The following is a 24,607-nucleotide window of genomic DNA, read 5'->3' as shown; positions in this document are numbered from 1 at the left end:
TTTCTGTGGAGACCGTGTGCTTCAGGCCACCCGGGTCAGCTCGTAATCGGCGGCCTTCAACTTGCGGACGCGACGGCGGTAGGCGAGCTGTGGACCCGGCCAGTTGTTCGTGATCCGGCCCGAAGCGGTGCGATACCAGCTGGAGCAGAAGTTCCACGGTGTGCGCGCGAGGCGCTGCTGAACCGCGGTATTGAATTGCGCCTCCGCTTCGGGGCGCACCTCGAGCACGTGGCCGGGACGTTCGGCGAGCAGTTGGACGGCCTGGCGGATATAGCGGGCCTGCGATTCGATCATGTAGATGATCGAGCCGACGCCGAGATTGGTATTCGGACCGTAGACCAGGAACATATTCGGGAAGTCGGGCACGGTAATGCCGCAGTAGGCGTGCGCGCCGCCCTGCCAGGCATCGGAGAGCTTGCGGCCCGCGCGGCCGTAGATATTCATGGGCCAGAGGAATTCGGTGCCCTTGAATCCGGTGCCATAGACGATTACCTCCGCCTCGTGCACCTTGCCGTCGGCGGTGCGCACGCCGTTCGGCACGATTTCGGTAATGGCGGTGGTCTCGACCTGCACGTTCGGTTCGAGCAGAGCCGGGTAGTAGTCGTTGGAGAACAGGCCGCGCTTACAGCCGATCGGATAGTCGGGGGTGAGTTTGGCGCGCAGTTCCGGATCCGGGACCTGCACTTCCAGATGTTTCGACGCGATTTTCGCGACCAGTCGCACGATCCACGGGAATTCGACCAGGCCGAGCGCGATGAATTCGGCGATGGCCCACCAGCCGAAGCGTTCGACGAGCAGGGCGCCGGGCAGCCGCGCGAAGAGTTTGTGCTGGACCGGGGTGTAGTCGGTATCGAATTTGGGCAGCACCCACGCCGCCGTGCGCTGGAACAGGGTGAGGTGTTCGACCCGCGGCTGGATCTCCGGAATGTACTGGATGGCGCTGGCGCCGGTGCCGATGCACGCGACGCGTTTACCGGCCAGCTCGACGCCGTGATCCCACTCGGCGGAGTGGAAGGCCTGACCGGTGAAGGTGTCGATACCGGGAATGTTCGGCAGCGCCGGCCGGGACAGTTGGCCGACCGCGGAGATGAGCACGTCGGCGGTGCGGGCCGAGCCGTCCTTGGTCCGTACGGTCCAGCGGCCGGAGGCGTCGTCGAATTCGGCGTCGGTCACCTCGGCGCCGAAATGGATCGCCTCCAGCAGGCGGTGCCGCTGCGCGACACCGCGCAGGTAGTCGTGGATCGCGGCCTGTCCGGAATATCGCTGCGGCCAGTCCGGCTTGGGCTCGTAGGAGAACGAGTACAGCGGCGACGGCACATCACAAGCCGCGCCGGGGTAGGTGTTCTCCCGCCAGACCCCGCCGATGTCCGTGCCGCGCTCCAGAATGGTGATATCGTCGAAACCGTTGCGCCGCAATTCGATTGCCATCCCGACGCCGCCGAAACCGGCACCGATGATGATGACCGAGGGCCGTTCGCCAGCTGTCATTTTGTGGCACTCCTCACAGCACTGTAGATGAGTTCCACTCTAAGACCGCAGGTCACGTATGGGGTGGGCCTATCGAGATTTTCGGCCATAATGTCCGCTGTGGAGCGGGTACAGGATCCGGGCATCCGCGACTGGAACTTTCCGCGCGGCATCGCCAGCGTGGCACTCATGGTCGGCTATGCCGGTGAGCAGGGCGTGCCCGTCGCGCGCATGCTCGCCGGAACCGAGCTGACCGAGGCCGTGCTGCACGATCCGGACGCGCAGATCGACGCGCGCACCGAACTCGCCGTCATCCGCAATCTCGTCCGCGAGCTCGCCGATACGCCCGCGCTCGGTGTCGAGATCGGTCGCCGGTATCGGATCACCACTTTCGGCATTTTCGGCTTCGCCTGTGTCAGCAGTCCGACGCTCGGTGAGGCGATCTCGTTCGCGCTGCGCTATCTGGAGCTGAGCTTCACCTTCTGCCTGCCCGTCGCGGAATGGGGGGAGGGCGAATTCATCGCCTGGGTGCACGACGAATCGATTCCGGCCGATGTGCGCCAGTTCCTGGTGGAACGCGATGTGACCGCCATGCATCAGGTCATGAGCGATCTGATCGGTAAACAGTTGCCGCTCACCAGGGCCGAATTCCGTTTTCCCGAACCGGCATACGCCGATCGGATCATGGAGGTCACTCATGTGCGGCCGCGTTTCGGACGGCCGCGCAATCTGTTCACGATCGATCCGGCAATGCTGGAGCAGCCACTGCCGCAGGCGAATGAGCACACCTGGGCCATGTGCCTCGCGCAATGCCGGGATCTGGTGGATCGACGCCGAGCCCGCACCGGTATCGCGGCCGAGGTGCGCGAACTCCTGGTGCCCGGCGGTGCCGACGGATTCGCTGCCCCGCGCGGAATCGACTCCGTCGCACGCGATCTCAATATGAGCACCCGCACCCTGCGTCGCCACCTCGATGCCGCGGGTACCAGCTACCGCGCGCTGCTGGACGAGGTGCGTCGCGCGCTCGCCGAGGAAATGCTCACCGCCACACCGCTTTCGGTGAGTGATGTGGCCATCCGGCTCGGCTATGCCGAATCCTCCACCTTCATCTACGCCTTCAAGCGCTGGACCGGCGCGACACCGGCGGCCTACCGCCGCGAACGGGCGGTACGCCGCTAATTCGGCTGCACGCCGATCCGGCCGCCCATCGCGATGCTGCGGAAATGCGTTGTGATGCGGTTGCTTTCATCGATGACGTGCAGGGCGATGGCCGGATCCGGCGCGTAGTCCATCACATGATGGGGGAGCTCGAGTTCCCACTCCCCGCCCAGGACGGACGCGGTGCTCGGGGAGATCAGTAGCGGGCGGCCCGCGAAGGTGGTCGCGGCGGCGGAATGCGCATGTCCGGTGATCACGCCCACGATGCGTTCGTCGTCGGCGACCACCTCGGCCAGTTTCTCGGGCTCCGCCAGCGAGATCTCATCGATGACCGGACTGAACAGATGTGCGGGCGGATGGTGCAGCGCGAGGAGGACGGGCGCGTCGGCGGGTGCGGCGGCGAGTACGCCGCGCAGCCAGTCGTAGGTTTCCTCGGTGAGTCGGCCGCCGGATTCGCCGGGGACGCTCGAATCCAGCAGTACCACGGTTGAATTGCCGATTCGGTGTGCGTTGTTGATCGGCGCGGTCGATGCGGATTCGCCGAGCAGGATCGTGCGGAAGGCGGCGCGGTCGTCGTGATTACCGGGCAGCGCGTAGATGGGGATATCGGCATCGAGTGCGGCGCGCGCCTCGGCATATTGCTCGGGCTTACCTGAATCGGTGATATCGCCGGTCACCAGAATGGCATCGGGCCTGCGTCGCAGCTCGGCAAGATAGGCCATGACCCGCTCGACGCGTTCGGCATTGCGGGTGCCGAGATCGAAATGGGTATCGCTGACCTGAGCCACCAGGATCATCGGCGTTCGCTTTCTCTGGGGGATCGCTCCATTGCGTCAGAGGGTGTCGGCATCGTGTGCCCGGCACGTCTACAGGCTAGATGACCTGCGGGTTACACGTCGCCATGAGGCTGACCACCGGTAGAAGGCCGCGGGGTCGGAAGTGGTCGCGCGCACACCGGGTCAGCTCGACGTGTCGACGACCGATGCCCACAGCGTCTGCAGTGACCGCAGGAACGACTTGCGATCGGCGGCGGGGAGCTGGGCGAGCAGGCGGTCCTCCTGCTCCTGGATATCGCGTTGTGCCTGGTCGCGGGTGGTCCGACCGGTCGGGGTGAGCGAAATCAGGCGTGCGCGCCGATCGGCCGGATCGAGGTCGCGCCGGATGAGGCCGCGCTGCTGGAGTTCGTCGAGTGTGCCGATGATGCGCGTCTTGTCCGCGCGGATCTTCTTGGCCAGCGCGGCCTGGGTGTAGACGGGTTCGTCGCCGAGTCCGAGCAGGACCACATAGCCCCACATGGTCAGGCCGTGCCGCTCGAGTATGGGCAGTTCCGCCATGGCGAGGGCGCGGCCGAGCGGCGCGATCATCGCAGCGAGGTCGGGGCGCTTCTCCGGCATGGGTAGAAAATACCGCTTGGCTTATGATAAGCATGAGCTTACGATATGCATGCGCTTATCAATTGGATGTATCGAGAGGACAGCGATGACCACCGATTCCGACACCGCCCCCGAGTTGCAGACCCTCAAATCACTGGGCACGCAGGTCGATTTGATCGCGCTCAATGCCCAGGCCGTGCGCACCAGCATCGAAGTTGTTTCCCAGCTGACTCCCGCCGATTTGGCCAAGTCGACGCCGTGCGCCGGTTGGACGCTGCACGGGTTGCTGGCGCACATGATCACCCAGCACTACGGCTTCGCGGCCGCCTACCGCGGCGAGGGCGATCTGTCGCTGTGGCGGCTGCGTCCGCTGGGCGAGGACCCGGTCGCGGACTACCGCGCCGCCGCCGAACATGTGCTGGCGTCCTTCGCCGAGGACGGGGTGCTCGACCGCTCCTTCCCGCTGCCGGAGTTCACCCGCGCCTTCGAATTCTCCGGAGCCGAGGCGGTCAGCTTCCACTTCATCGACTACGTCGTGCACTCCTGGGATGTCGCCCGAACCCTCGGCCGCGCAGTGCATTTCGACGACGACCTGCTCGCGGTCGCATTATCGGTAGCCGAGATCGTCCCCGGTGGCCCGGCCCGCCTGGCTCCAGGCTCCGCCTTCGGGCCGGTCATCACCTGGTCCGGTGACTCGGTGCTCGACGAGATCGTCGCCATCCTCGGGCGGTCCCCGAGCTGGCCTGAGTAGTCGCCGTGGCTGCTCGGGCGTGATTACCGGCCGCACGATTTAGCGTGCCGCGCAGGGAATTCCCGCCCATTCCGTGCGTGTCGGCGCCAAGATGTGCGCGGCGGTGGCGTCAATGTCTACTTGGGGCTGAGGGTTACGACCTGGACGGACGGGTAGCGTGCTGTGAGTTTTCGATCGAGTGTCGCCAGTGCGGCGTTGCTGGTTTGTGCAAATGCGGCCAGGTAGTCGTCGGTCCACAATTTGTGGCTGTTGTCGTTCCTGGCGGAGAACGCGCGGAACACGGCTTCCAGCTCGGCGGGCTCCTCCGCCCAGAGCACTCGTTCGTCCTCGTCGAGCTGATCTACGATTCGCCACGCCGCGCTTCGCGGCAAGACATCGCTTCCCAGTAAGGCAGGGTTGGAGAGCAACCGAAGCAGACCTGTTCGGGTAACTCGGCACAGGAGCAGGCCGTCGGCTTGTTCTCCGAACCATGCTGCCGCGATCTTGTGATGTACGTGCCTGCCCCACACCGCCGCAAGCCAGACGCCCACGTCGACCAAGGTCATTGCGCGTACTTCTCGATGTCCTCGGCCTCGAACGCCGCTTCTATATCGGCATTGGTGATAGCGGCCTTCGGCTCTGCATCTGGCCCGCTGACCAGCGGGAAGGTGACGCGTCCGTGCTTTCGGCCGGGTATGCCCGCGCCGATCTCGTGAGTCAACGCCTTGGCAAAGAGATCTTTCAGGCTCATCCCACGCTCGACGGCAGCGATCTTGGCGGCCTGCATCAACTCTGGTGGTAGGTCGATCGTGGTGCGCATAAAAGCATATTGGCACGCGGCTTTGGGCGGGTGAGGGCTATTCGGTTGGGGGAGCGGGGATTCGGTGGTGCAGCAGGGTGTCGGCGTGTTGGAGGAGGGCGGCGGGGTCGGGCGTGGGATGGAGGGGGTGCCAGAAGTCGGGAGTTGGGGTCGCTTGGAGGGTGAGGGTGGGGGGTGTGCGCCAGGAGGCGGCGAGGGCGAGTTGCCAGGAGTGGAGGTAGGTGCGGTCGTATCGGGCGGATTTGTCGAATAGGGGGTCGCCGACGATGGGGTGTCCGATCCAAGCCAGGTGTACGCGGATCTGGTGGCGGCGGCCGGTGATCGGGCGCACTGCGAGCACGGTGCGGGTGTCCGTGCGCAGGACCGTGGTGAACTGGGTTGTCGACGGATAGTTCTTGGTGGCCAAGAGGTCCGCGTCATCGACGAACCAGCGACCGGCCTGCTCGCGAATGGATTCGCGGGGCGCGGCGATTCGCACCCGGTTCTTGCGACCGACACTGAGCGGCAGTTCGATGACGCCGTGATCGGGCAGGCCGGTCGATTCGACGATCGCCAGATACGCCTTCTCGGCCGTCTGCTTGTTGAACTGCCTGGTCAGCTGCCCGTGCGCGCCCAACTCCTTGGCCAGCAGCACGAGTCCGGAGGTCACCTTGTCGATCCGGTGCACCGGATGCAGCGTTTCCCCCACCGCGGCCGCCGCCTCGACGATATCGCTGTCGTGCCGCTCCCCGGTCACCGAAATCCCGGCGGGCTTGTTCAGCGCCAGCACCGCCGCGTCCTCCTCGATAACGCAGCTCTTCCGCAACTCGGCCCACTCGAACTCCACCGGACGAGCTTAGGTTGTGCGCTATCGTGCCTGCCCTTGCGGCGCAGCGTGGGGGGCTCAGGTGGCGAGGCCCAGGTTGTGCGCTGCCGGTGTTTGCCGTTGCGGCGCAGCGTGCGCAGGTGGCGAGCTCAGGTCGTGCGCTATCTGTACTTGCCGTTGCGCCGCAGGGTGTGGGGCCGCAGGCGGTTGAAGCCGCGGACGCGCACGCTGCGCAGATTGCGGATATCGAACTCCGGATTGCCGTCCAGGGCCGCGGCGGCCTCGTCATCGACGAGAACGGTGCCGGGCCGGGCGACGCCGGTGAGCCGGGAGGCGATATTGACCACCGAGCCGTACAGATCGCCGAAGCGTTGCAGCACCGGCCCGTATGCCACGGCGACCCGTAGCTCAGGCGTGCCGCCGACCATCATCGTGCTCTCCTGGATGGCCAGCGCGATGCGGGCCGCATCCGTGGGATCCTCGGCCGCGTACATGACCTCGTCGCCGACATTCTTGATCACCCAGCCGCCGTTTTCGGTGATCGCGGCGGTGGTGGTGGATTCGAATGCCTCCAGCAACATGGAGAGTTCGTCGGGATGCAGATGCCTGGTGAGCCGGGTGTAGCCGACCATATCGGCGAAGCCGACTGCCAGCTCGCGCACCGCCTCGCCCGCCGTGGTGCCCGGATCGAGGGAACGGGCCAGGGCCGCGGCGAGGTGGCGGCGCCACGCGTAGGTATTGAGCTGTTCGAGCGTGGAGATGGCCGCCTCGGTGGCGGCGCGCGCGATTTCGGCCGGATCGGTGCCGGGCGCTGCCGCGGCCATCCGAGCGCTGATTTCGGCGAGCACCACATCGACCTGCCATTCGGCCAGTCGTGCCATGCCCTGACCGAGCGTGCGTGCGGTCGCGGCCTGCTGACGGGAGTCCGCCGAGGCGAGCACATTGAGCGCACGGAAATTGCGCACCGCGGCGACATCGGCGTCGGCGTAGTCGACGGCGGCATCGTCGAGACCGGCCGGGAAGCCGAGTGCCATCCACAGCCGCTTGGTCAGGTCGGTGGTCGTCCCGGATTGTTCGGCGACCTGGGTCCGGTTGTAGCGGCGCGGTCCGTCGAGCAGATACGACTCCACGACCGACTCGACCAGCTCGGATATCTCGGTGGGAACCATGATCGGTACCCTACGGGCCGGGCAGGCGGTCCGGGACTGTGATCGGTCACAATCAGCCCAGGTGCAGCCACTGTCCGGTCGACGGCACGCCCTGGTCGTTCACGACGAATACCAAATACCAGCCCGGCGGCGCGAGTGCCGGATTCGACGGCAGCGTGATCGTCGCGGAATCCGGTGCGGTGCTGGTGAATTCGAGATCGATCAGGCGTTGCTCATTATCGGAGGAGTGGGTGCACGCCCCAGGTCGGACGAGATTCACCTCGCGCAGGGCCGTAGTGGTAGTCGCGGCAACGGTCGCGCCGTATGCGGCAGTGTCCGTCGCGAGCGCGAGCCCCGGTCGCTCGCCGTGGAAAAGATAAGGCGGCCAGTAGGTTTCGATGCGCAATTCCTCGGTCTTGCGTGCCGGATTCGACCCGGCGGTGATCACCTTGCCGTCGGGGGTGAGCAGGGCGACGGAATGGTACAGCCGCGGCACCCGACAGGGCGCGGTGTGCATCCAGGTGCCCATCGCCGGATCGAAGATCTCGGCGTGCGGCGGCGCGTCGTGCGCCATTTCCTCCATACCGGAACCGCCGGTGGCCAGCACCGTTCGGTCCGGGAGCAGGACCGCGCTCAGATGCATCCTGGCATGATCCATCGGCGGGGCCGGTTGGTATTCCGGTGTCGCCGAGGTCAGATCGACGATCCTGGTATCGGCCAAAGCCGGTGCGGGACTGTGCATATCGTATCCGCCGCCGCCGAGAATCATGACCCGCTGCTGCTGCGCGGGCGGCAGCAGCACGCTCGCCGACTGATTGCGTGAGCCCGGATCGGTGAGACCGGGCACCTCGGCAGTCGTACCGGTCGCCGGATCCCAAATCGATGGTCGCATGCCGTTGTTCGCACCGTACTGGCCGCCGGTGTAGAACAATCTGCCGTCGGCGAGTAGCACGAGATGCCCATACATCGGGATCGGACCGGGAGATGGCAGCTGGGACCAGGTTTCGGTGCCCGCGTCGAATAGTTCTGGAACAACGGATAGGAAGTTATCGGCACCCAGACCCGACACCGCGACGATATTGCCGCTCGGCAGCGGCGCCAGCGACGGGTACCAGCGGCCGAAAGCCATGTCCGGCTTGGTATTCCAGGTCAGCGTCGCCGGATCGAAGAGCAGTGCGTCCTTCAGTCCGTAGAACGGGTCGTAGCGTTCGGTGCCGCCCGCCGCGAGCAGCCTGCCGTCCGGCAGGAACGCGTGCCCGACGCAGAACATATCGATCGGGGTTCCGGGTGCGCTCAGACCAGGGCGCGGGTAATGCCAGACGCGCGTGCGGAATTCGTGGGCGTCATGGCGGTCCGGATCGTTACCGGAGCCAGCGAAGAACAGCACGTCGCCGGTGTGCAGTAGGGCGGCGTGTACCGGGTTGATCTCGGTGCCGAAATCGAGAATGCGCCACAGGCCCATATGCGGTGCGTGCGTCAGATCGGTCTCCAGTTCGAGCACGCGCACATAACCGGCATTGACGCCATCCGGTGCGTCGATGGTGAAGACCGCCAGTTCCGGAGGTGTGCCGTCATGCGGCAGCAAAGCCAGTGCCGCGCCTTGGTTTTCGGCGAAGCCCCACTCGGTTTCGGTCCACCCGCTCCAGCCGTCGACCGCGTGCCCGGAACCTTCCAGGCCCCAGCCGATGGTGTACACACCGGCATTCACACCCTCGGGGTTGTCCACCGCGAAGACGATCAGTTCCGGCCTGCCGTCGCCGTCCAGATCCGCGGCCGTGATGCCCGCGCCCTGGTTTTCCCAGCCGTACCAGTCGGGCACCGCCACCCATGGCGTCCATTCGCCGACCGCGCCGTCCGCGGTGAGTCCCTTGGCCAACCGGAACTGTCCGCTGTTCTGGCCCGGCGGATTGTCGACCGCCAAAACGACCAGGCTGAGCTGACCATCGATGGACGTGAGGCAGATATCGGCGCCCTGGTTCTCCCAGCCGTACCAATCCGGCACTGTGATCCACGGCGTCCAGCCGCCGGTCACCGTGCCGTCCTCGGCCAGATCGCGCCCGATCCGGTAGCACCCCTGGTTCTGGCCGGGTGGATTGTCCACGACGAACACCACGAGATCGGGTCGGCCGTTGCCGCTCAGATCGCCGATCGCGATGCCCGCACCCTGGTTCTCCCAGCCGTACCAATCCGGCACCGGCAGCCACGGCCCCCAACTCTTCGTCGAGCCGTCGGGGGCCAGCCCCATGCCCACCCGATATGACGCGGTGTTCTGACCAGCCGGATTGTCCACCATGAGTACGACGACATCCAGGGCGCCGTCACCATCGATATCCGCGATCGCGATCCCGCAATCCTGGTTCTCCCATGCGAACCAGTCGGGGACCGGAACGAATTGTCCTGCCACGCAATACATCGTCGCCCCGAACGCGCCATCGCGCGCGTCATATGCCGAAGTTGTCCGATGATGTGGGTTACGGCTACTGGTGCGGCAGAAGGGATTCCCTGGACCAGGTGAGGGTGCCCGCGGCCAGATCGGCGATAACGGCATCTAGCCAACGCAATTCGGCCTCGGTCACCGCGCGCTGGTACTCGTCCTCCAGCATCACCACCCTGGGCAGCTGCATCGCGGCGGCCTGTTTCGCGTCGGCATCCATCTCTGCGAGCTTGGCGCGCACCGACTTCGCCCGCCGCTCCAATTCCGTGCGAGCACCTTCGGGTCCGAGCAGCATCAGGAACGACAGCGCGGCAGGGAATTCCGGGTACTCGTTGCGCGGCTCGCCGATCATCTCGGCGAGCCAAGTCGCGCAGGCAGCGCGGCCCGCATCGGTGATCTCGTAGACGGTTCGCTCCGGATACTGCTGATCGCGGCCGGTTTCGCGGACCGTGACCAGTCCGGCCTCCTGCAGCCTCCCGATCGTCTTGTAGAGCGCGGCGCGCTGGGCGACATTGACGACCTTGTCCTTGCCCCACTCCTTGATCCGCCGCTGGATCGCATAGGGGTGCATCGGTTCCAGATGCAGGATGCCGAGCAGCGCCATCGCCAGGGGAGAGCGCTTGAACTGCGTCGATGCCGTCATGTCGACCATTCTAGTGGTGTCCCGACAACTAGGTTCACACAAACTAGTTGCAAAGAAACTAGTTTGTGTGCCACTATTGATTTACCAGCGGAAGCCGCCCGAAAGGATCGAAAAATGACCGCCAAGACCGCCGCCCGCATCCATGTCGACCACGAGGCCACCAAGCGCCTCGGCAACTGGACCGACGCCGACACCTTCGAAATCACCGCCCGCTACGGCAGCGTGGTGATCGACCTGCGTTCGCCGCGGATCACCGGCGAGATCGTTGTCCACGCCGACCTCGACCACGCCATGGTGAAACTGCTCGTCCCGGACGACGCCGTCATCGACCAGACCGAACTGCACTGGACCGGCCGCGGCCGGGTGAAGGATTTCGCGCGGCCGCAGGATGCCGCGGGTCGCGTCATCCGGCTCACCGGCACCAGCAACCGCGGCGAATTCCGGGTGCACCGCGCGGGTATCGCCGTGCTGTCGGCAATGTTCTCGCGGGAGTTCTTCGAGGATGCGCGCCGGGCGCATCGCGAAGGCGTGCAACCGACCGTTGCCGATCCGGCCAACGCGCCACGTTGATTCGCATCTGTTGCCGAAACCGCAGTGCCCCGACCATTAGGTTGGGGCACTTGGTATTTCAGGTTCGGTCGAGCCCGATCGTCAGATACTTCACGAAGAACTCGTTGTTCAGCGCATAGCGGGAACGTCGCTGCCGAATCAGGTCGATGGCGTCATCGACCGAATACCCGAGATCCAGCAGCGTCTGCGCGACCACCAAACCCGAACGGTTGTATCCGTACTGGCAGCGCACCATGACGCTGCGTTCGGCACGAACCGCCGCTGCGGCGATCCTGGCCAATTCGCGCGCCGCCGCCAGCTGCTCGGCGTGCAGCTCCGCATCCGGAATCGCGAGGTGATGGTGTTCGACATCGGGTCCCGGCCCGTGCCCGTCGGCCTGGAACAGGCTGATCACCACATCGAATTCGATCCCGACGATCGCGGGCACCCGCTCGCCTTCGACGTTTCCGTAATGATGCCCACCCATCCACAGCTGTGGCACGATCTCGTTCCACGGCGCTTCCGCATCCGGTGTCTTCACTCTGGGCGGCCGTTCCCACTGCACCATCGCTGCCTCCCCGCGTTTCGGCCCAGCCTCTACGGTACCGCCGTCTTATGCCGTGGCAACGGCTCGGGAACTGCTCCGAAGTCTGGCAACGGTCCGGGCAACCGTCGGACCCCGGAAATGATCACCGGCAATGAAGGGCATCGCCATGTCGATGGATCCTGATCCGCGGCGCACTCACGATCGCGAGGCGGGCGGCGGCGTCCGACCGGATCGACCCCGCCCGAGACGGCGCAGACCTCTGGACTGTCCGCGCCCGAACCGCGCACCAGCCGACACTTTCCGCCGACCGGAGTCGGCTTCATCGCCATGGCCGCGGCGCTGGCAATCCTGTTCATCGTGGTGGCGGTGTTGCTGGTGGTAACTCTGCTCTGACCGCAAGGCCGGTTCGAAGCGGCGCAGGATTCGCGCCGACCGGCTGTAGAACGCGTTCTAGACAGATCTAGCATTTTGTCTTACTCTCGGATCATGATGACAGAGTTGTCTCACCGACCGCATTTCGAATTGAGATCCGCGGAGACCTGGCGCGACCCGTGGCCGATGTATGCCGGACTGCGCGCGCACGATCCCGTGCATCACGTTGTGCCCCAGGATGATCCGGCGAGCGACTACTATGTCCTGTCCCGCTATTCGGATGTGTATGCGGCGGCGCGGGACGTCGCGACCTTCTCGTCGGCGGGCGGTCTGACCGTCGACTACCACGACCTCGGCGAGATCGGGCTACCCGAACCGCGGCCGTTCGTCTTCACCGATCCGCCGGATCACACCACCTTCCGCAGACAGGTCATGAAAGGCTTCACGCCGCGGCAGGTGCGCTCGGTCGAACCGCAGGTTCGGGCGTTCGTCGTCGAGCGGTTGGAGCGGCTGCTGGCGGCGGGGGAGGGCGATATCGTCGTCGAACTCTTCAAGCCGCTGCCGAGCATGGTGGTCGCGCACTATCTCGGTGTGCCGGAACCGGATCGGCCGAAATTCGACGAGTGGACCGATCTCATCATGACTGCCTCCGCGGGCGGTAGTCCGCTCGATGCCCAGGAGGCCATCGGCGAATTGATGCAGTACTTCACCCATTTGATCGAACGCCGTCGTGCCGAACCCGCCGACGATACGATCTCGCATCTGGTGGCTTCCGGCCTCGGCGCTGATGGTGACTATGCGGGCATCATCTCGATTCTCGGCTTCGCCTTCACCATGATCACCGGCGGAAACGACACCACCACAGGCAATCTCGGCGGTGCCGTGCAATTGCTGACCGGGCGTCCGGATCAGCGGCGGCTGCTGATCGAGAATCCGTCGCTAATCCCGGATGCGGTCGAGGAGTTCCTGCGGCTCACCTCGCCGGTGCAGGGTTTGGCGCGAACCATGGTGCGCGACACCGAGATTCACGGCACGACCATCCCGGCCGGACGTCGCGTGCTGCTGCTGTATGCCTCGGCGAACCGGGACGAGCGCGAATTCGGTTCCAATGCGAGCGAGCTCGATGTGCGACGGCGGCCCAAGCAGATCCTGACCTTCAGCCACGGCAACCATCATTGTCTCGGCGCGGCCGCCGCGCGCATGGTCGCGTGCGTCGCGCTGGAGGAACTGCTCGTGCGCTGCCCGGATTTCGTCGTGGATATCGACCGTGTGCGTTATGCCCCCGGCAGTTATGTGCGCTGGCCGGATCGTGTGCCGTTCCGGGTGACGGCATGACCGGAGATTGGTTGCGCCCCAAGCGCGCCGATATCGCGGCCGAGCAGATTCTCGATGCGGCCGCTCAGCTGTTCGTCGAGCGTGGGGTCACGAATACCGGGATGGGCGATGTCGCGAAGGCCGCGGGTTGCTCGCGCGCCACCCTGTATCGCTATTTCCCGAACCGCCAAGCGCTGCGAATCGCGTTCGTGCACCGCGAAGCTCGTCGGGTCGGCGCGGCGGTTGCCGAGCGAACTCGCGAGATCACCGATCCGGGTGAGCGCATCGTCGCGGTCATGCTGGCATCGCTGCGCGAGGTCCGTGCCGACCCGACTCTGATCGCGTGGTTCACCGCGGGCGATGCGGGCATTGCCAATGAAATCGGTCAGTCTTCCGAGGTCATCGAGGCGATAGCGGCCGGGCTGCTGCCGCCGACGGCCGATCCGGACCGCTCCCGGCTGGCCCGCTGGTTGGCTCGTATCATCATGTCGCTGCTCACCGCGCCCGGTCGTGACGAGGTCGATGAGCGGGTCATGCTGGAGCAGTTCGTCGCACCGGTCGTCATGGGCGCGTTCGCGAACTGACCGAACCTCTCGCACTTGACTTGGAGCGCTCTCCAGGTCGTAGCGTCGATGACGAGATCGTCGACCAAGGAGGAGAGCCCCGCATGATTTCGACCAGGAAACTCGGCCAGTTGACCGTTGGTGCACAGGGTCTGGGCTGCATGGGTATGAGCCAGGCCTACGGCGTACGCGATAACGACGACGAATCCATCGCCACCATCCACCGTGCGCTGGATCTGGGCGTGACGCTGCTCGACACCGCAAATGTCTACGGCCCGGAAACCAACGAGCGCCTGGTCGGCAAGGCCATCGCCGACCGCCGCGATCGGGTGGTGCTGGCGACCAAATTCGGCATCGTGTGGGGCGAGGACGGGAGCATGGGCGCCCGTGGCGACGCCGAACACGTCAAGCAGAGCTGTGACGCTTCGCTGGCCCGGCTCGGTGTCGACCACATCGACCTCTACTACCAGCACCGCGTCGATCCGAATGTCCCCATCGAGGAGACCTGGGGCGCGCTGTCGGAGTTGGTGCAGGCGGGCAAGGTTCGCTACCTCGGCATCTCGGAGGCATCGGCGGCGACCATCCGCGGCGCGCACGCGGTCCATCCGGTGACCGCCCTGCAGAGTGAATGGTCGCTGTGGACAAGGGATATCGAGGCCGAGGTGCTGCCGACCTGTCGTGAACTCGGCATCGGCATCGTGCCCTTCTCGCCGCTCGGCCGCGGTTTTCTGACCGGCGCGATCACTTCCACCGCCGATCTGCCCGCCGACGATATGCGCCGTCGGCTACCACGATTCGCCGAGGGCAACTTCGACAGCAATCTCGCCATCGTCGCGGCGCTGCGCGAGCTGGCCGCCGAAAAGGGCATTACCGCAGGACAATTGGCGCTCGCCTGGGTGCAGAGCCGCGGCGACGATGTGGTTCCGATTCCGGGCACCAAGCGGCGCGCCTACCTCGAGGAGAATGTCGCCGCCGCCGAGATCACGCTGACCGCAGACGATCTTGCCCGCATCGATGCCGCCGCCCCCGCCACCGCATTCGCCGGTGCGCGCTATCCCGAGCATCTGGCCAAGGTCGCCGGTCGCTGAATTATTCGGGAGGCACGCCCATCACCAAACGGACAAGCGTGCGTGGAAAGCCCTGCAGACGTTCCGGTGGATAGTGCACGGGATCGCTGACCGCCAGTCTGCCGAGCATCTCGGCTACGGTCAGCAGCGAATTGGCGAGCAGCGCGGCATCCACACCCGCCCAGCGGGGTTCGAGCGCCAAGCCCATGCGCACCAATGCCTCGGCATGGTCGAGAATGATGGCGCGCGAATTGCGTAGTGCTTCACGATATTCCCTGGGAGCCCCGCCCGGGGTGGCGAGAATCAGCCGCCACCGGGTGGGATTCTCCAGGGCCATACCGACGAATGCCGCCACGGTCGCCGAGGCGGCCACGACGGGATCGGAGCCGATCAGATCGGTCGGCATGGCCGCGACGACCTGGTCCAATCCGCGCTCGCGCTCGCGCTCCAGCAGCGCGGCGACCAACTCCGCGCGCGTGCGAAAAACGGTGTAGAGAACCGGCTTTCCGACGCCCGCCTCCTGGGCCACCGCCTCCATGCTCAGCTCCGGCAATTCGGTGCGGTGCAGCACTGCGAAGGCGGCATCGAGCACTTGGACGCGCCGCTGTTCGGGCGGTAGGCGCGGTGCATAACGCCGCTTCGGTCGGTTCGACGCGGTTCGCGATGTCGCCACTACCGCCTCACCTCCACCGGTTCATAGTGGCAGATCTTGTAACTTATGTGGAATCGGTTCGACCGCACGACTTTCGGTGTCGAGAACATACGTTCCTGTTGTATTCGGCGGGGGAAATTGCTACGGTTGCGTTGTATTTGCTGCGACAGTGTGCGGTGGCGGGGCGCCAACGACGGTAACTGCACCCGACCTGTATGGATCGAGCATTAGAAGATCTGGTACACGACGGAACGAGGCAAGTCGATGAGGCCGACGCCGACCGCGATCGGATACCTTCGTCAGGACGTGTCGGGCGATGCGATGGATTGGGACATTGCCCAGATCCGCAAGTTGGCAACGCGATACGGATATGACCTCGCCGAGATCGTGCGGCTGGAGGGCGCGGGTTCGCATATTCTCGCGGCATTGCGCGAGGTCATCCGCAAGACGGACGCGGAAGCGGTGATCATGCCGAATCTCGCGCATTTGGACGATCGACCGGAAGAACTCGTGCGGGCGTGTGACGTTATCACCGTCAACCCGAACAATACCTTTGCCCGGCGGGCATATCCCGGGGAATGCGTGTGGGCTGATTAGCCTGCGTCGCACACGCGGTCTAGTATCTTCGCGTTTGCTTGTCGTCAGCTGCTCCATCAGATCAGTTCGATCAAAAGGAGAAGGTATTCGTCATGGCAATTTCCCGGAAGATCGCTACAGCTTCGGTCGCAGTCGCCGCACTCGCCGCCGCATTGGTCGGCGCCCAGCAGGCCGCGGCCGATCCGATTGCCGGCGGCTGCTCCGGCGGCCAGTTCAGTTACAACACAAGCCCGCTCGGGATGTCGGTCGCGCCGACCACGGCCACCTGGAACGGTAATCTCACCGGTTGCACAGGCGCACCCGCGTCCGAGGCCACGGTCAGCGGCACCTTCGGTGGAACCGGTAGCTGCAACGGTGCCGACGGTCAGATCGACGGCAAGATCAACTGGTCCAACGGTGCGGTCAGCCGGATCAGCGGGCCGTGGCACGTGCCGGGTGGTGTCGCCAGGTCGATGTCCAACACCGTGACCATTACCGACGGCCCCGGCGCGGGTGGCCATCTGGTGGTCGAACAGGGGCCGATCGGCAATGCCATGGCAATGGCGGGGGCGTGCATCGCGGGCGATCTCCGCAATGCCGACGCGCCGATCCTCGCGGCGCGCTTCAACTGAACCGATGAACAAATGACGGGTACCGGGCCGTGCGCCCGGTACCCGTTTTCCGGTGGGTGCGATTTTCCGGTCTTCACCGACGCCAGCCCCCGCGACATCCGTCAGGGGTGAGCAGGACAATTCGGAGTATGCCTTTGTGCCGGAATGTATTTGCTCACCTCGTCGCCATCTCACCCCTCGGCTTACTGGTCGCTCCCGCCTCGGCAGCCCCTCCGGCTCCGGTCACCGCCTCGGCCGAGTTCGCATCGCCCGAGCAGTATTCGAGTGATCCCGGTGGTGTGTCCGCAATCAGCTATGACCCTGCCGCGGTGCCTTTGGGCGGCAGGGTCACAGTCACCGAAGCTCTCAACAAATGGGGAGGCATGAGCGTGACGCTCGACCTGACCGGTGTGCGGCCACGTCAGATGTATCGCGCTTACGTGCATGTGGATTCCTGCGGCGCCGTTCCTTCGAGTACGGGTGAGCGCCTGCGAAATGGTCCGTCGCCCGACAGCTACGAGGCCAACGAGGTCTGGATCGAAGCGACCGCGGACTCCGACGGCAACGCGACCGGCACCGTGGACAAGTACTGGGGGATCGCCGCGAACCAGCATGCGAATTCGGTGGTGCTCCATCTCGGCGACAGCGCACCAGTAAAAGCATGCGTGACCGTGCCGTTCCAGCGGCTCGCCGAGTGGTGATCGACGGCTACGCTGCGGACTGCTCGGCCGGTTCGGTTCGGTAGATATCGGCCGCATCGGGCACGGTGGCCACCCCCAGTTCCTCCGCCACGCTCGATATCGCCCGGGCCGCGACGGACGGATCGTGCCGGCCGTCGGCGGTGAAATACGGTGCGACGTAGCGTTCGTAATACCGGCGGGCCTCGGTTTCGGCGAGGCCCGGGATGAGGGCGTTGACGTACCGGACGGCGAGATCCGGCTTGTCGCGGATGGTGCGCAGGGCCCGGCGGTTGGCCCGCACGAGGGCCAGTAGCGCCGGATCGTCCGTCGCGATGTGGGTCGGGTCCACGGCGACGCCCACCGTGGGGATCCGGAAATGGTCTCCGACGAAGGCCAGCGATCGCAGGCCGTGCTGCCGGGCCGTGACCTCGGGGGCCAGGGTGCTGCCGACGAACGCCGCGTCCAGCGAGCCCTCGGCGAGTTCGCGTAGGTGGCGGCTGTAGTCACCGGGTCTCATGACGACCGACTGGACGTCGTGGTCCGGATCCAGCCGGTGTTTCCTGAGCACGATGCGGGAGAAGCATCCAGGTGCGGTCGTCGGCGGGTGGATGCCGATCCTGCGGCCCTTCAGCTGCTCGACCGACGCGTAGGTGTCGCGGGCGAGTAGCCAGAACAGCGGCCGGTCGGTGTTGACGCACAGCACAGTCCACGGGATGCCGTCGGTCACGCGCGACAGCACCGCCCGGCCCAGACCGATCGTGGCGGTCCGCCGGACCCGTTCGGTGTCCCAGGCGCATCCGTCGCGGAGCGCGACGTGGACTCCCTCCTGCCGGTAGTAGTCCTGCTGGTCGGCGACGTAGGCGACCAGTTCCTCGTGGATTCCCAGCCCGACATAGGTCAGGTCGATGGTGTGCACGTGCGGCCTCCTTTCGAAAGTCCGGTCAGTCCATGGCCATTCCGCCGTTGACCGGCGCGGTGATGCCGGTGATGAATCCGCTGTCGTCGCCGGCGTAGAAGGCGACGGCCCGGGCCACGTCGTCGGGGGTGGCGATGCGGCCCAGTGCCGTCTGAGCTGCCTGGTTCTGCTGGTGTTCCGGCCCGAGGACGGCGTTGACGGTGGTGGTCTGGCCGACCGGCCCCGGGGCCACGACGTTGACCGTGATCCCCTGTGGCCCCAGTTCCTGCGCGACGTAGCGGGCGAACTGGCTCAGCGCCGCCTTCGAGGTGCCGAGCGCGATCATGCCCGCACGAGGTCGTCGGCTCAGCACGGTGCCGAGGTAGACGATCCGGCCGTAGCCGCACTTGGTCATGCCGGGGACGACGGCCTTGGTCATCAGGAAGGCAGCGTGCATCTCCTGTCCGAGTTTGCCGCCCAGTTCGTCCCATGAGATCTCGTCGAACGACTTGACCGCGTACGGGATCAGGGCGTTGTGGACCAGGACCTCGACCTCGCCCAAGGCGGCCCGGACCTGATCGACCATGTCGCGCACTTCGGACTCGTCGCGCACGTCGGCCCGCACTGCCATTGCCTGGCCGCCGGCGGACACGATCGACGCGACCACGTCGTCGGCCTCGTCGCTGCTGCTGCGGTAGTTGACGACGACCCGCATCCCTCGCGATGCGAGCAACCGGGCAGCGGCCGCGCCGATCCCCCTGCTCGCGCCGGTGATGAGGGCGATCCTCCCCTCTTGTCGAACGTTCGTCATGTCTGCCTCCGAAGAGTTCGTCAGCGTGACCGCAGCCAGTCCCGGAAGTGCGTGGTGGAGAGGTGGGCACCTTCGGGTGCGGTGAGCACATCGCCTTTGACCGCGGCGAACAGGCCGGCGGTCTCGTCGGTGACGACGCGGCGGTTGTCGCCGGTCACCTCCAATGTGATGCGGCCCAGCTCGTCGAGCGGGAAGACTTCGGGGCCGCCGATATTTCGTGTGCCGCGCAGCGGAGCACCCGCCGCGACCTCGGCGACAGCGGCCGCGACCTCGGCGGAGCTGATGGGCTGAATCGGAATGGCGGGCAGGCGCACGACATCACCGTCGGTGGTCCAGTCCAGCGACGCCACCAGGAATTCCATGAACTGTGTCGCGCGCACGATCGAGTACGGGATCGGACCGGCTTCGACCATGTCCTCCTGCAGGGTCTTGGCCCGGTAGTAGACGAGGTCGGGCACCTGGTCGACGCCGACGATCGACAGCGTCACGATGTGCCGGACACCTGCGGCCTGTGCGGCGGCCAAGAGATGGGGCACCGTGGTGCGGAAGAAGTCGAGGGAGGCCTCGTCGAAGGTCGGCGAGTTGGCCACGTCGACGACGACCTCGGCGCCGCGCAGCGCTTCATCGAGTCCGTCGCCGGTGAGGAGGTCGATCCCGGTCGAGCGCGAGTGTCCGGTCGCATCGTGTCCGGCCGCGGTGAGCTGCTGTACCACCTGGGAGCCGATGAGTCCGGTGCCGATGACTGCGATTTTCATGAGATGTCCTTCCGGTAGAAGTCGGCCTCTGACAGGAGCCTTTCTCGTGTTCTATCCCGGAGCGGATAGCCCCGTAGAGGACCGCGTCGACGGTCGTCCGCAGCAGATCGGCGGCACTGCAGTCGAGTTCGCGTGGTAACCGCGAGTTCGGCAGCCGCTCGACCGCGCCGCGGGTGATCTCACCCAGCAGTTCCGGCGGCACCGACAGCAATCCCCGCCGGTGCCCATCCCGGAACAGCTCGTCGATCCGCTGGTAGACAACTACGTCGATCCGCTCTTCCACGTGTCGGCACAGCACTTCTGCCGCCACCATGAGCGTGCGCTCCACTGCCGCGACCTGACGATCCAGCACCGCGGTCATCAGACTCCGCCCACGTTCGCACGCTGTCAAGACACGGTTCGGTAGGACGGGTCGGTGGTGTCGCGGGTGCCATGGAGGTAGCCCTGGTCGGTGAAGAACGGTGATTGCAGCACCCTGGCGTCGGCGGTGCACATGACCTCGACGGTGGAGCGTCGTAATGCAATGCGCCAGTGGCCGTTTCGGCGTTCGAGCCGGTCGAGGTAGCGGCCGCTGACGAGTTGTGCGGTGCGGCCGTCGATGCCGAGTAAGACGACGATCGAATAACTTTCGCAGTGTGCGATGTCGCCGTCGATGTCGCAGGTGTGGGTGGTGATGTTGTGGGTGTGCGTCTGTGAGGTGGCGGCGTGGACGGCGTTGGCCCAGCCTGCGTAGCCGGTGCCGGTGTTGGTGGTGTTGCCGTGTTCGTCGATGGCGTCGGGGTGGTAGGCGCTGCTGAGCAGTTCGGCGTCGTGCCGATCGCAGCCGCGGGCGTGGCGGGCGATGCAGTCGAGGATTTCCGTCCGGTCTTCGAGGTAGCGGATGCGCCGCTGCAGGTCCGCGATCTCGGATTCCGCTCCCATGTCAGACGACCGCTTCGATGTGGGCGAGGGGGTGGTGCATTTGTTGTCCATCCGTACAAGAATAGAATATTTCATAAATGAGAGATAGATTCTCGCGTTCAAGGTGGTGGTGTGATGGCTGCGCAGCGGGGAGTGGGCTCGCGGAGCTCGCAGACCCGTACGGAGATCGTGCGGGCGGCCGGCGAGCTCATGCTCGACCACGGCTATGCGGCCGTGACCTATCGGGGTGTCGCGAGCCGGGCCGGTGTGGCGCCGGGGCTGGTGCAGTACTACTTCCCGACGCCGGAGGAGTTGTTCATCGCGGTCCTGACTCGATGGACAGACCACACCGTGCAGCGTCTGGCCGCGGTCGGCGAATCCGGCCGGCCCCTGCGGGAGATCTGGAAGTACGCGAACGATAAAGCAGGCACCGCGATGCTGCTGGAGTTCATGGCGCTGGCCAACCATCGCAAGGGCATCGGTCCGGTGATCGGTGCGGGCGGTGAGCGCGTCCGGCAGACTCTGCTCGCGATCCTCGAACGGACGGTACAGCGATATCTCCTGTCCGGCACCGAGATTCCACCCGCGGCGCTGCTGTTCCTGATGTCCGCGATCCCGCGGATGGCACATCTCGAGGAGACCTTCGGCACCTACACCGGTCATGCCGAATCGATCGCGCTGGTGGAGAGATTCCTCGACGAAGTCGAACCACGCACACCACCAGAAAACGGATCGGAGCAGCCGTGACGCTCATGAAAGCCGTCGCTCAGCACAGCCTGGGTGGTCCGGAGGTGCTGCGAACCATCGAGGTGCCGCGCCCGTCGCCGCGGCCGGGGGAGGTGGTATTGCGCCTACAGGCGACCGCGGTCAACCCGGTGGACTGGAAACTGCGATCCGGGCGGGTGACCCATTTGGGGCCACCGCCGTTCACGCTCGGATTCGACGTGTGCGGCACGGTGACCGAGACCGGCGCGGATGTCACCGGATTCCGCCCCGGCGAAGAGGTTTTCGGCATGATCTTCAGCCGTACCGGCGCCTATAGCGAATACGTCGTTGCCCGCGCCGACTTACTGGCGCCGCGGCCGTCGAGCCTCGACGTCGTGCAGGCGGCTGCCTTACCGACCGCCGGGCTGACTGCTTGGCAGGCACTGGAATTGGCCGAGCTGCGACGTGGTGAGCGAATCCTGATCCACGCCGCCGCGGGCGGAGTCGGACATCTGGCCGTGCAGTTCGCCGCGCTGCGCGGCGCCCGAGTGATCGGCACCGCTCGTGCCGTCAACCATGACTTCGTGGCCTCGCTCGGCGCCGACACGATAATCGATTACACGACAGTCGATTTCACTACCGCCGTCCATGATGTGGACGTTGTGCTCGACTTGGTGGGCGGAGAGTACGGAACGCGCTCGCTGCGGGTGCTCGGACCCGGCGGTCGGTACATCACCGCCCAGGACTCCGACGCCACAGGCGATCCCCGCAGCCGACAGGTGACCGGACGCCCATCGCCCACCGACCTGGCCGCGATCGCACAATTGGTTGTCGACGGCCGGATTCGCGTGCATGTCGATAGCGTCGTGTCGCTGGCCGACGTCGCTGCCGCCCATCGACTGGCCGAATCGGGCCGCATCCGAGGCAAACTCGTCCTCACACCCTGGCCTCGAGATTTCTTGTGCCCGCGCTAGCACGACTGGCAACGGGATCTGGAGTCGGGCCGGTGCAGGACGTTCAAGGGCCACGAGCCACGGTCGCGCAAGCTCTGCACCCGCGGACCCCGGCCGAAAGCATTCGGCCGGGGTCTGCCGTCGACGGCGTCGTGATCAGCGGATCTCTCGGGTGAGCCGGGACGACCACGGACACCAGAAGCAGCCCGGTAGGAAAGCGCCGCAAGCCTCGTCCAGGTGATCCTCGAGGTAGGAGATGGACGAGTCACACACTTCGATCGCCATGGTGAAGAAGGAGATCGTGTCCGGGTCGAGGTGGAAGCTCCAACCCGGGTTGTAGTCGGCCACCTGTTTCCTGATGCGTCCCATGACATGGATCGACATCTGCTCATCGCCGGACAGGATCCGACGCGCTTCCTCGATGCGCTGCTCATTTTTGAGCCGGATGATGAATTCCTTGCCGGAGTAATCGGTGAATGCGAAGTCCGCCATGACATCTCCCTGCCAAAAGTAGTGGATGGGGGTCGCGCGCGGTTCTGCATCGATGCACTCAGCATCGTATCGGCGTGAGACCACTGTTGTACACGAAATTCTCTGTGCAACAATCGATTTGGACTGTCTGCCGGTTTTCGGCTCAGATAACCTGGTCTAGGCGTCAGTTCCGTCCCTGGTTGGTGGCGTGGTGGCCGTTGCTTCGAGAGGAAAGCCGGGTTCGGATCGATTTCTCGGCGAGAATCAACTCACGGATCGCGATAGCGCCCCGCGCAACCGGCGCGGCGACCCGGCCCTCAGCATCGATCAGCACAGCCGACGGCGTACCGCGGACGCGATATCGCAGCGCCGCCTCGTTGCCCTGCTGCACCAGCGACGGGATCTCGCCCAGACCCTGTTCAGCACCCCAAACGGCCTGCTCATCGGCGTCGCTGTTCCCGACGACGACCATGGTCATGCTGGTGCGCGCCCGCCACCTCGGCAGCTCACGGGCCAGCGCGGCGCACATCTCACAGCCAGGGTGCACGAACACCAGCAGCACCGCCCGGCCTCCCGAGAGCAGGTCCGCGAGGTTCGTGCGGGCGCCAACGACGTCGAGCAACTCGAACTCCGGCGCGACCGAGCCGACCGGCAAGCCCTCGGCGCCCAGCGTCGAGAGCGCCTGCTCGTCCAGCTGACGGCGCAGCGCGCCGACCTGGCCGACCAGCCACGCCAGGACGCCGCACAGCAGCGCACCGAGCGCGAGCCCGGTTGCGGCATCGGCAGCCAGTCCGGCGGGCACCGAGGGACGGGCCAACGCGCCCCACAGGACCAACGCCGCGAGCACCATCAGCACGCCGTTGCGCACGATGCTGCGCGCGCCGATCGGCGTCGTACTCGTCGCGCCGAAGCATGAGCACGAGGGACGCTTACCGTGCTGCAACAAGCCGACCATGACCACCGTGAAGACCGTCAGCAGGAGCAGCGCGCCGACCGCCGCGGCGGCGGCAGTCCACGGCAAGACGACGCCGACCGCCAACACCGCCTCGGCGACCGGCAGCCCCCGCGCCACGGCGGGCACCCACCGCACCGGCACCTCGAACTCCCCCACCGCCTGCCGCGTCCCGGCGCGATCGGCCAGTTTCCCCCAGGCCGACAACCCGAACACCACGGCGAGCGCCAACCGCGTAACCCACACCCCGTATTCGATCAGCATGGGCCGCACCCTCCCACATCCGCGGTTATTCGAATTCCGAATCGCCGGAAGAGTATTCGAGGTGTTGCGAAGGTCTAGTCTTTTTCGGGCCGGACGGGGCCGCACACCAGGCAGTGCGGCCGGTTGCGCGCCGCCGACGATCGTCGAGCCAGCTGCCGTCCGCGGCGCTGTCGGTGTCCGATCCGAACGTCCTCCGGCCCCAACTGCCGATGCACCGGTCGGTTACCTGACGGCGCGCCAGAGTCCGGGACAAGTGATCGCCGAAATCCAACCCGGGTCAGGCGGCGCCGAAAACGCTGTCATAGCTTTGTGCCCTCGGCAGGATTCGAACCTGCGACACCCGCTTTAGGAGAGCGGTGCTCTATCCCCTGAGCTACGAGGGCTGAACTGGT

General features: G+C 65.8%; 29 protein-coding genes and 1 tRNA gene. 12 read left to right on the top strand and 18 right to left on the bottom strand.

Annotated elements, in window-relative coordinates:
* Positions 1-21: 21 nt before the first annotated feature.
* Positions 22-1,488: a flavin-containing monooxygenase gene (locus ACQPZ2_RS40905; protein WP_433523257.1), complete on the bottom strand. Its 1,467-nt coding sequence runs from the start codon at positions 1,486-1,488 to the stop codon at positions 22-24.
* 99 nt (positions 1,489-1,587) lie between these two features.
* Here ACQPZ2_RS40905 and ACQPZ2_RS40900 point away from each other — a divergent pair, with 99 nt between their 5' ends.
* Entirely contained in the window at positions 1,588-2,646 is a 1,059-nt protein-coding gene (locus tag ACQPZ2_RS40900; protein ID WP_433523256.1) for an AraC family transcriptional regulator, read from the top strand.
* Here ACQPZ2_RS40900 and ACQPZ2_RS40895 read toward each other — a convergent pair.
* Complete coding sequence (locus ACQPZ2_RS40895; protein ID WP_433523255.1) at positions 2,643-3,422, bottom strand: metallophosphoesterase; 780 nt, start codon at positions 3,420-3,422, stop codon at positions 2,643-2,645. The two genes, ACQPZ2_RS40900 and ACQPZ2_RS40895, sit on opposite strands and share 4 nt — an antisense overlap.
* 162 nt (positions 3,423-3,584) lie before the next feature.
* Positions 3,585-4,019, bottom strand: a complete 435-nt coding sequence (locus ACQPZ2_RS40890; protein WP_433523254.1) for a MarR family winged helix-turn-helix transcriptional regulator — start codon at positions 4,017-4,019, stop codon at positions 3,585-3,587.
* Positions 4,020-4,104: 85 nt separating this feature from the next.
* Here ACQPZ2_RS40890 and ACQPZ2_RS40885 point away from each other — a divergent pair, with 85 nt between their 5' ends.
* On the top strand, positions 4,105-4,749 hold the full coding sequence (locus ACQPZ2_RS40885; protein WP_433523253.1) for a TIGR03086 family metal-binding protein: 645 nt from the start codon (positions 4,105-4,107) through the stop codon (positions 4,747-4,749).
* Positions 4,750-4,865: 116 nt separating this feature from the next.
* Here ACQPZ2_RS40885 and ACQPZ2_RS40880 read toward each other — a convergent pair whose 3' ends face one another.
* The 6 genes from ACQPZ2_RS40880 to ACQPZ2_RS40855 form a co-directional block, all read right to left on the bottom strand.
* The gene (locus ACQPZ2_RS40880; protein WP_433523252.1) at positions 4,866-5,294 is read right to left on the bottom strand and encodes a TA system VapC family ribonuclease toxin; all 429 of its coding nucleotides are present in this window, start codon (positions 5,292-5,294) and stop codon (positions 4,866-4,868) included.
* A complete protein-coding gene (locus ACQPZ2_RS40875; protein ID WP_433523251.1) occupies positions 5,291-5,548 on the bottom strand; it encodes a hypothetical protein in 258 nt (85 codons plus the stop codon). Before ACQPZ2_RS40875 ends, ACQPZ2_RS40880 begins: the two co-directional genes overlap by 4 nt.
* Before the next feature lie 37 nt (positions 5,549-5,585).
* Positions 5,586-6,374 (bottom strand): RluA family pseudouridine synthase, encoded by a 789-nt coding sequence (locus tag ACQPZ2_RS40870; RefSeq protein WP_433523250.1) that lies wholly within the window; start codon positions 6,372-6,374, stop codon positions 5,586-5,588.
* Positions 6,375-6,514: 140 nt separating this feature from the next.
* Positions 6,515-7,522, bottom strand: a complete 1,008-nt coding sequence (locus ACQPZ2_RS40865; protein WP_433523249.1) for an adenylate/guanylate cyclase domain-containing protein — start codon at positions 7,520-7,522, stop codon at positions 6,515-6,517.
* Between the two features lie 52 nt (positions 7,523-7,574).
* A complete protein-coding gene (locus ACQPZ2_RS40860; RefSeq protein ID WP_433523248.1) occupies positions 7,575-9,914 on the bottom strand; it encodes a galactose oxidase-like domain-containing protein in 2,340 nt (779 codons plus the stop codon).
* Positions 9,915-9,978: 64 nt separating this feature from the next.
* On the bottom strand, positions 9,979-10,578 hold the full coding sequence (locus tag ACQPZ2_RS40855; RefSeq protein WP_433523247.1) for a PadR family transcriptional regulator: 600 nt from the start codon (positions 10,576-10,578) through the stop codon (positions 9,979-9,981).
* 114 nt (positions 10,579-10,692) lie between these two features.
* Between ACQPZ2_RS40855 and ACQPZ2_RS40850 the strand changes: the two genes are divergently transcribed.
* On the top strand, positions 10,693-11,148 hold the full coding sequence (locus ACQPZ2_RS40850) for a hypothetical protein (RefSeq protein ID WP_433523246.1): 456 nt from the start codon (positions 10,693-10,695) through the stop codon (positions 11,146-11,148).
* 58 nt (positions 11,149-11,206) lie between these two features.
* Here the strand turns inward: ACQPZ2_RS40850 and ACQPZ2_RS40845 are convergent, their stop codons facing one another.
* Complete coding sequence (locus ACQPZ2_RS40845; RefSeq protein WP_433523245.1) at positions 11,207-11,695, bottom strand: protein-tyrosine phosphatase family protein; 489 nt, start codon at positions 11,693-11,695, stop codon at positions 11,207-11,209.
* A 243-nt stretch (positions 11,696-11,938) separates the two neighbouring features.
* On the opposite strand from ACQPZ2_RS40845, the gene ACQPZ2_RS40840 reads away from it, so the two are divergent.
* The 4 genes from ACQPZ2_RS40840 (at position 11,939) to ACQPZ2_RS40825 (ending at position 15,011) form a co-directional block, all read left to right on the top strand.
* Complete coding sequence (locus ACQPZ2_RS40840; protein WP_433527657.1) at positions 11,939-12,067, top strand: hypothetical protein; 129 nt, start codon at positions 11,939-11,941, stop codon at positions 12,065-12,067.
* 93 nt (positions 12,068-12,160) lie between these two features.
* Entirely contained in the window at positions 12,161-13,381 is a 1,221-nt protein-coding gene (locus ACQPZ2_RS40835) for a cytochrome P450 (protein WP_433523244.1), read from the top strand.
* Entirely contained in the window at positions 13,378-13,944 is a 567-nt protein-coding gene (locus tag ACQPZ2_RS40830) for a TetR/AcrR family transcriptional regulator (RefSeq protein WP_433523243.1), read from the top strand. Before ACQPZ2_RS40835 ends, ACQPZ2_RS40830 begins: the two co-directional genes overlap by 4 nt.
* A gap of 83 nt (positions 13,945-14,027) precedes the next feature.
* Positions 14,028-15,011, top strand: a complete 984-nt coding sequence (locus tag ACQPZ2_RS40825) for an aldo/keto reductase (protein ID WP_433523242.1) — start codon at positions 14,028-14,030, stop codon at positions 15,009-15,011.
* A gap of 1 nt (position 15,012) precedes the next feature.
* Here ACQPZ2_RS40825 and ACQPZ2_RS40820 read toward each other — a convergent pair whose 3' ends face one another.
* Entirely contained in the window at positions 15,013-15,663 is a 651-nt protein-coding gene (locus tag ACQPZ2_RS40820) for a TetR/AcrR family transcriptional regulator (protein WP_433523241.1), read from the bottom strand.
* 243 nt (positions 15,664-15,906) lie between these two features.
* Between ACQPZ2_RS40820 and ACQPZ2_RS40815 the strand changes: the two genes are divergently transcribed.
* The 3 genes from ACQPZ2_RS40815 to ACQPZ2_RS40805 all read left to right on the top strand — a co-directional run bounded on the left by ACQPZ2_RS40815 (position 15,907) and on the right by ACQPZ2_RS40805 (position 17,530).
* Positions 15,907-16,239, top strand: a complete 333-nt coding sequence (locus ACQPZ2_RS40815; protein WP_433523240.1) for a hypothetical protein — start codon at positions 15,907-15,909, stop codon at positions 16,237-16,239.
* Positions 16,240-16,331: 92 nt separating this feature from the next.
* Positions 16,332-16,850: a hypothetical protein gene (locus tag ACQPZ2_RS40810; RefSeq protein ID WP_433523239.1), complete on the top strand. Its 519-nt coding sequence runs from the start codon at positions 16,332-16,334 to the stop codon at positions 16,848-16,850.
* A 362-nt stretch (positions 16,851-17,212) separates the two neighbouring features.
* Entirely contained in the window at positions 17,213-17,530 is a 318-nt protein-coding gene (locus tag ACQPZ2_RS40805; protein ID WP_433523238.1) for a hypothetical protein, read from the top strand.
* Positions 17,531-17,537: 7 nt separating this feature from the next.
* On the opposite strand, the gene ACQPZ2_RS40800 is transcribed toward ACQPZ2_RS40805, so the two are convergent.
* From ACQPZ2_RS40800 to ACQPZ2_RS40785, 4 genes are all read right to left on the bottom strand, one after another.
* Positions 17,538-18,425, bottom strand: coding sequence for an ABC transporter substrate-binding protein (locus tag ACQPZ2_RS40800; protein WP_433523237.1), 888 nt, complete (start codon positions 18,423-18,425; stop codon positions 17,538-17,540).
* A gap of 25 nt (positions 18,426-18,450) precedes the next feature.
* Positions 18,451-19,215 (bottom strand): SDR family NAD(P)-dependent oxidoreductase, encoded by a 765-nt coding sequence (locus ACQPZ2_RS40795; RefSeq protein ID WP_433523236.1) that lies wholly within the window; start codon positions 19,213-19,215, stop codon positions 18,451-18,453.
* A 20-nt stretch (positions 19,216-19,235) separates the two neighbouring features.
* A complete protein-coding gene (locus tag ACQPZ2_RS40790; RefSeq protein ID WP_433523235.1) occupies positions 19,236-19,970 on the bottom strand; it encodes an SDR family oxidoreductase in 735 nt (244 codons plus the stop codon).
* A 387-nt stretch (positions 19,971-20,357) separates the two neighbouring features.
* On the bottom strand, positions 20,358-20,891 hold the full coding sequence (locus ACQPZ2_RS40785; RefSeq protein WP_433523234.1) for a nuclear transport factor 2 family protein: 534 nt from the start codon (positions 20,889-20,891) through the stop codon (positions 20,358-20,360).
* Between the two features lie 114 nt (positions 20,892-21,005).
* Between ACQPZ2_RS40785 and ACQPZ2_RS40780 the strand changes: the two genes are divergently transcribed.
* Positions 21,006-21,617 (top strand): TetR/AcrR family transcriptional regulator, encoded by a 612-nt coding sequence (locus ACQPZ2_RS40780; protein WP_433523233.1) that lies wholly within the window; start codon positions 21,006-21,008, stop codon positions 21,615-21,617.
* 5 nt (positions 21,618-21,622) lie between these two features.
* Positions 21,623-22,549: an NADP-dependent oxidoreductase gene (locus ACQPZ2_RS40775; protein ID WP_433527656.1), complete on the top strand. Its 927-nt coding sequence runs from the start codon at positions 21,623-21,625 to the stop codon at positions 22,547-22,549.
* A 135-nt stretch (positions 22,550-22,684) separates the two neighbouring features.
* Here the strand turns inward: ACQPZ2_RS40775 and ACQPZ2_RS40770 are convergent, their stop codons facing one another.
* From ACQPZ2_RS40770 to ACQPZ2_RS40760, 3 genes are all read right to left on the bottom strand, one after another.
* Entirely contained in the window at positions 22,685-23,020 is a 336-nt protein-coding gene (locus ACQPZ2_RS40770; protein WP_433523232.1) for a calmodulin, read from the bottom strand.
* Between the two features lie 163 nt (positions 23,021-23,183).
* Positions 23,184-24,215, bottom strand: coding sequence for a MauE/DoxX family redox-associated membrane protein (locus ACQPZ2_RS40765; RefSeq protein WP_433523231.1), 1,032 nt, complete (start codon positions 24,213-24,215; stop codon positions 23,184-23,186).
* Between the two features lie 310 nt (positions 24,216-24,525).
* Positions 24,526-24,598: transfer RNA gene (locus tag ACQPZ2_RS40760), tRNA-Arg, on the bottom strand.
* Positions 24,599-24,607 lie beyond the last annotated feature (9 nt).

This window comes from Nocardia pseudovaccinii (assembly GCF_050942345.1).
Classification (GTDB): domain Bacteria; phylum Actinomycetota; class Actinomycetes; order Mycobacteriales; family Mycobacteriaceae; genus Nocardia; species Nocardia pseudovaccinii.
This window is presented reverse-complemented; position numbering and strand designations above follow the sequence as displayed.

Excerpts from the sequence above, each read along its gene's own strand:
- ACQPZ2_RS40905 (WP_433523257.1), bottom strand. The coding sequence starts at position 1,488 with ATGACAGCTGGCGAACGGCCCTCGGTCATCATCATCGGTGCCGGTTTC.
- ACQPZ2_RS40895 (WP_433523255.1), bottom strand. The coding sequence starts at position 3,422 with ATGATCCTGGTGGCTCAGGTCAGCGATACCCATTTCGATCTCGGCACC.
- ACQPZ2_RS40890 (WP_433523254.1), bottom strand. The coding sequence starts at position 4,019 with ATGCCGGAGAAGCGCCCCGACCTCGCTGCGATGATCGCGCCGCTCGGC.
- ACQPZ2_RS40885 (WP_433523253.1), top strand. The coding sequence starts at position 4,105 with ATGACCACCGATTCCGACACCGCCCCCGAGTTGCAGACCCTCAAATCA.
- ACQPZ2_RS40880 (WP_433523252.1), bottom strand. The coding sequence starts at position 5,294 with ATGACCTTGGTCGACGTGGGCGTCTGGCTTGCGGCGGTGTGGGGCAGG.
- ACQPZ2_RS40875 (WP_433523251.1), bottom strand. The coding sequence starts at position 5,548 with ATGCGCACCACGATCGACCTACCACCAGAGTTGATGCAGGCCGCCAAG.
- ACQPZ2_RS40865 (WP_433523249.1), bottom strand. The coding sequence starts at position 7,522 with ATGGTTCCCACCGAGATATCCGAGCTGGTCGAGTCGGTCGTGGAGTCG.
- ACQPZ2_RS40860 (WP_433523248.1), bottom strand. The coding sequence starts at position 9,914 with ATGTATTGCGTGGCAGGACAATTCGTTCCGGTCCCCGACTGGTTCGCA.
- ACQPZ2_RS40855 (WP_433523247.1), bottom strand. The coding sequence starts at position 10,578 with ATGACGGCATCGACGCAGTTCAAGCGCTCTCCCCTGGCGATGGCGCTG.
- ACQPZ2_RS40850 (WP_433523246.1), top strand. The coding sequence starts at position 10,693 with ATGACCGCCAAGACCGCCGCCCGCATCCATGTCGACCACGAGGCCACC.
- ACQPZ2_RS40845 (WP_433523245.1), bottom strand. The coding sequence starts at position 11,695 with ATGGTGCAGTGGGAACGGCCGCCCAGAGTGAAGACACCGGATGCGGAA.
- ACQPZ2_RS40835 (WP_433523244.1), top strand. The coding sequence starts at position 12,161 with ATGATGACAGAGTTGTCTCACCGACCGCATTTCGAATTGAGATCCGCG.
- ACQPZ2_RS40830 (WP_433523243.1), top strand. The coding sequence starts at position 13,378 with ATGACCGGAGATTGGTTGCGCCCCAAGCGCGCCGATATCGCGGCCGAG.
- ACQPZ2_RS40825 (WP_433523242.1), top strand. The coding sequence starts at position 14,028 with ATGATTTCGACCAGGAAACTCGGCCAGTTGACCGTTGGTGCACAGGGT.
- ACQPZ2_RS40815 (WP_433523240.1), top strand. The coding sequence starts at position 15,907 with ATGAGGCCGACGCCGACCGCGATCGGATACCTTCGTCAGGACGTGTCG.
- ACQPZ2_RS40810 (WP_433523239.1), top strand. The coding sequence starts at position 16,332 with ATGGCAATTTCCCGGAAGATCGCTACAGCTTCGGTCGCAGTCGCCGCA.
- ACQPZ2_RS40805 (WP_433523238.1), top strand. The coding sequence starts at position 17,213 with ATGAGCGTGACGCTCGACCTGACCGGTGTGCGGCCACGTCAGATGTAT.
- ACQPZ2_RS40795 (WP_433523236.1), bottom strand. The coding sequence starts at position 19,215 with ATGACGAACGTTCGACAAGAGGGGAGGATCGCCCTCATCACCGGCGCG.
- ACQPZ2_RS40790 (WP_433523235.1), bottom strand. The coding sequence starts at position 19,970 with ATGAAAATCGCAGTCATCGGCACCGGACTCATCGGCTCCCAGGTGGTA.
- ACQPZ2_RS40785 (WP_433523234.1), bottom strand. The coding sequence starts at position 20,891 with ATGGGAGCGGAATCCGAGATCGCGGACCTGCAGCGGCGCATCCGCTAC.
- ACQPZ2_RS40780 (WP_433523233.1), top strand. The coding sequence starts at position 21,006 with ATGGCTGCGCAGCGGGGAGTGGGCTCGCGGAGCTCGCAGACCCGTACG.
- ACQPZ2_RS40775 (WP_433527656.1), top strand. The coding sequence starts at position 21,623 with ATGAAAGCCGTCGCTCAGCACAGCCTGGGTGGTCCGGAGGTGCTGCGA.
- ACQPZ2_RS40770 (WP_433523232.1), bottom strand. The coding sequence starts at position 23,020 with ATGGCGGACTTCGCATTCACCGATTACTCCGGCAAGGAATTCATCATC.
- ACQPZ2_RS40765 (WP_433523231.1), bottom strand. The coding sequence starts at position 24,215 with ATGCTGATCGAATACGGGGTGTGGGTTACGCGGTTGGCGCTCGCCGTG.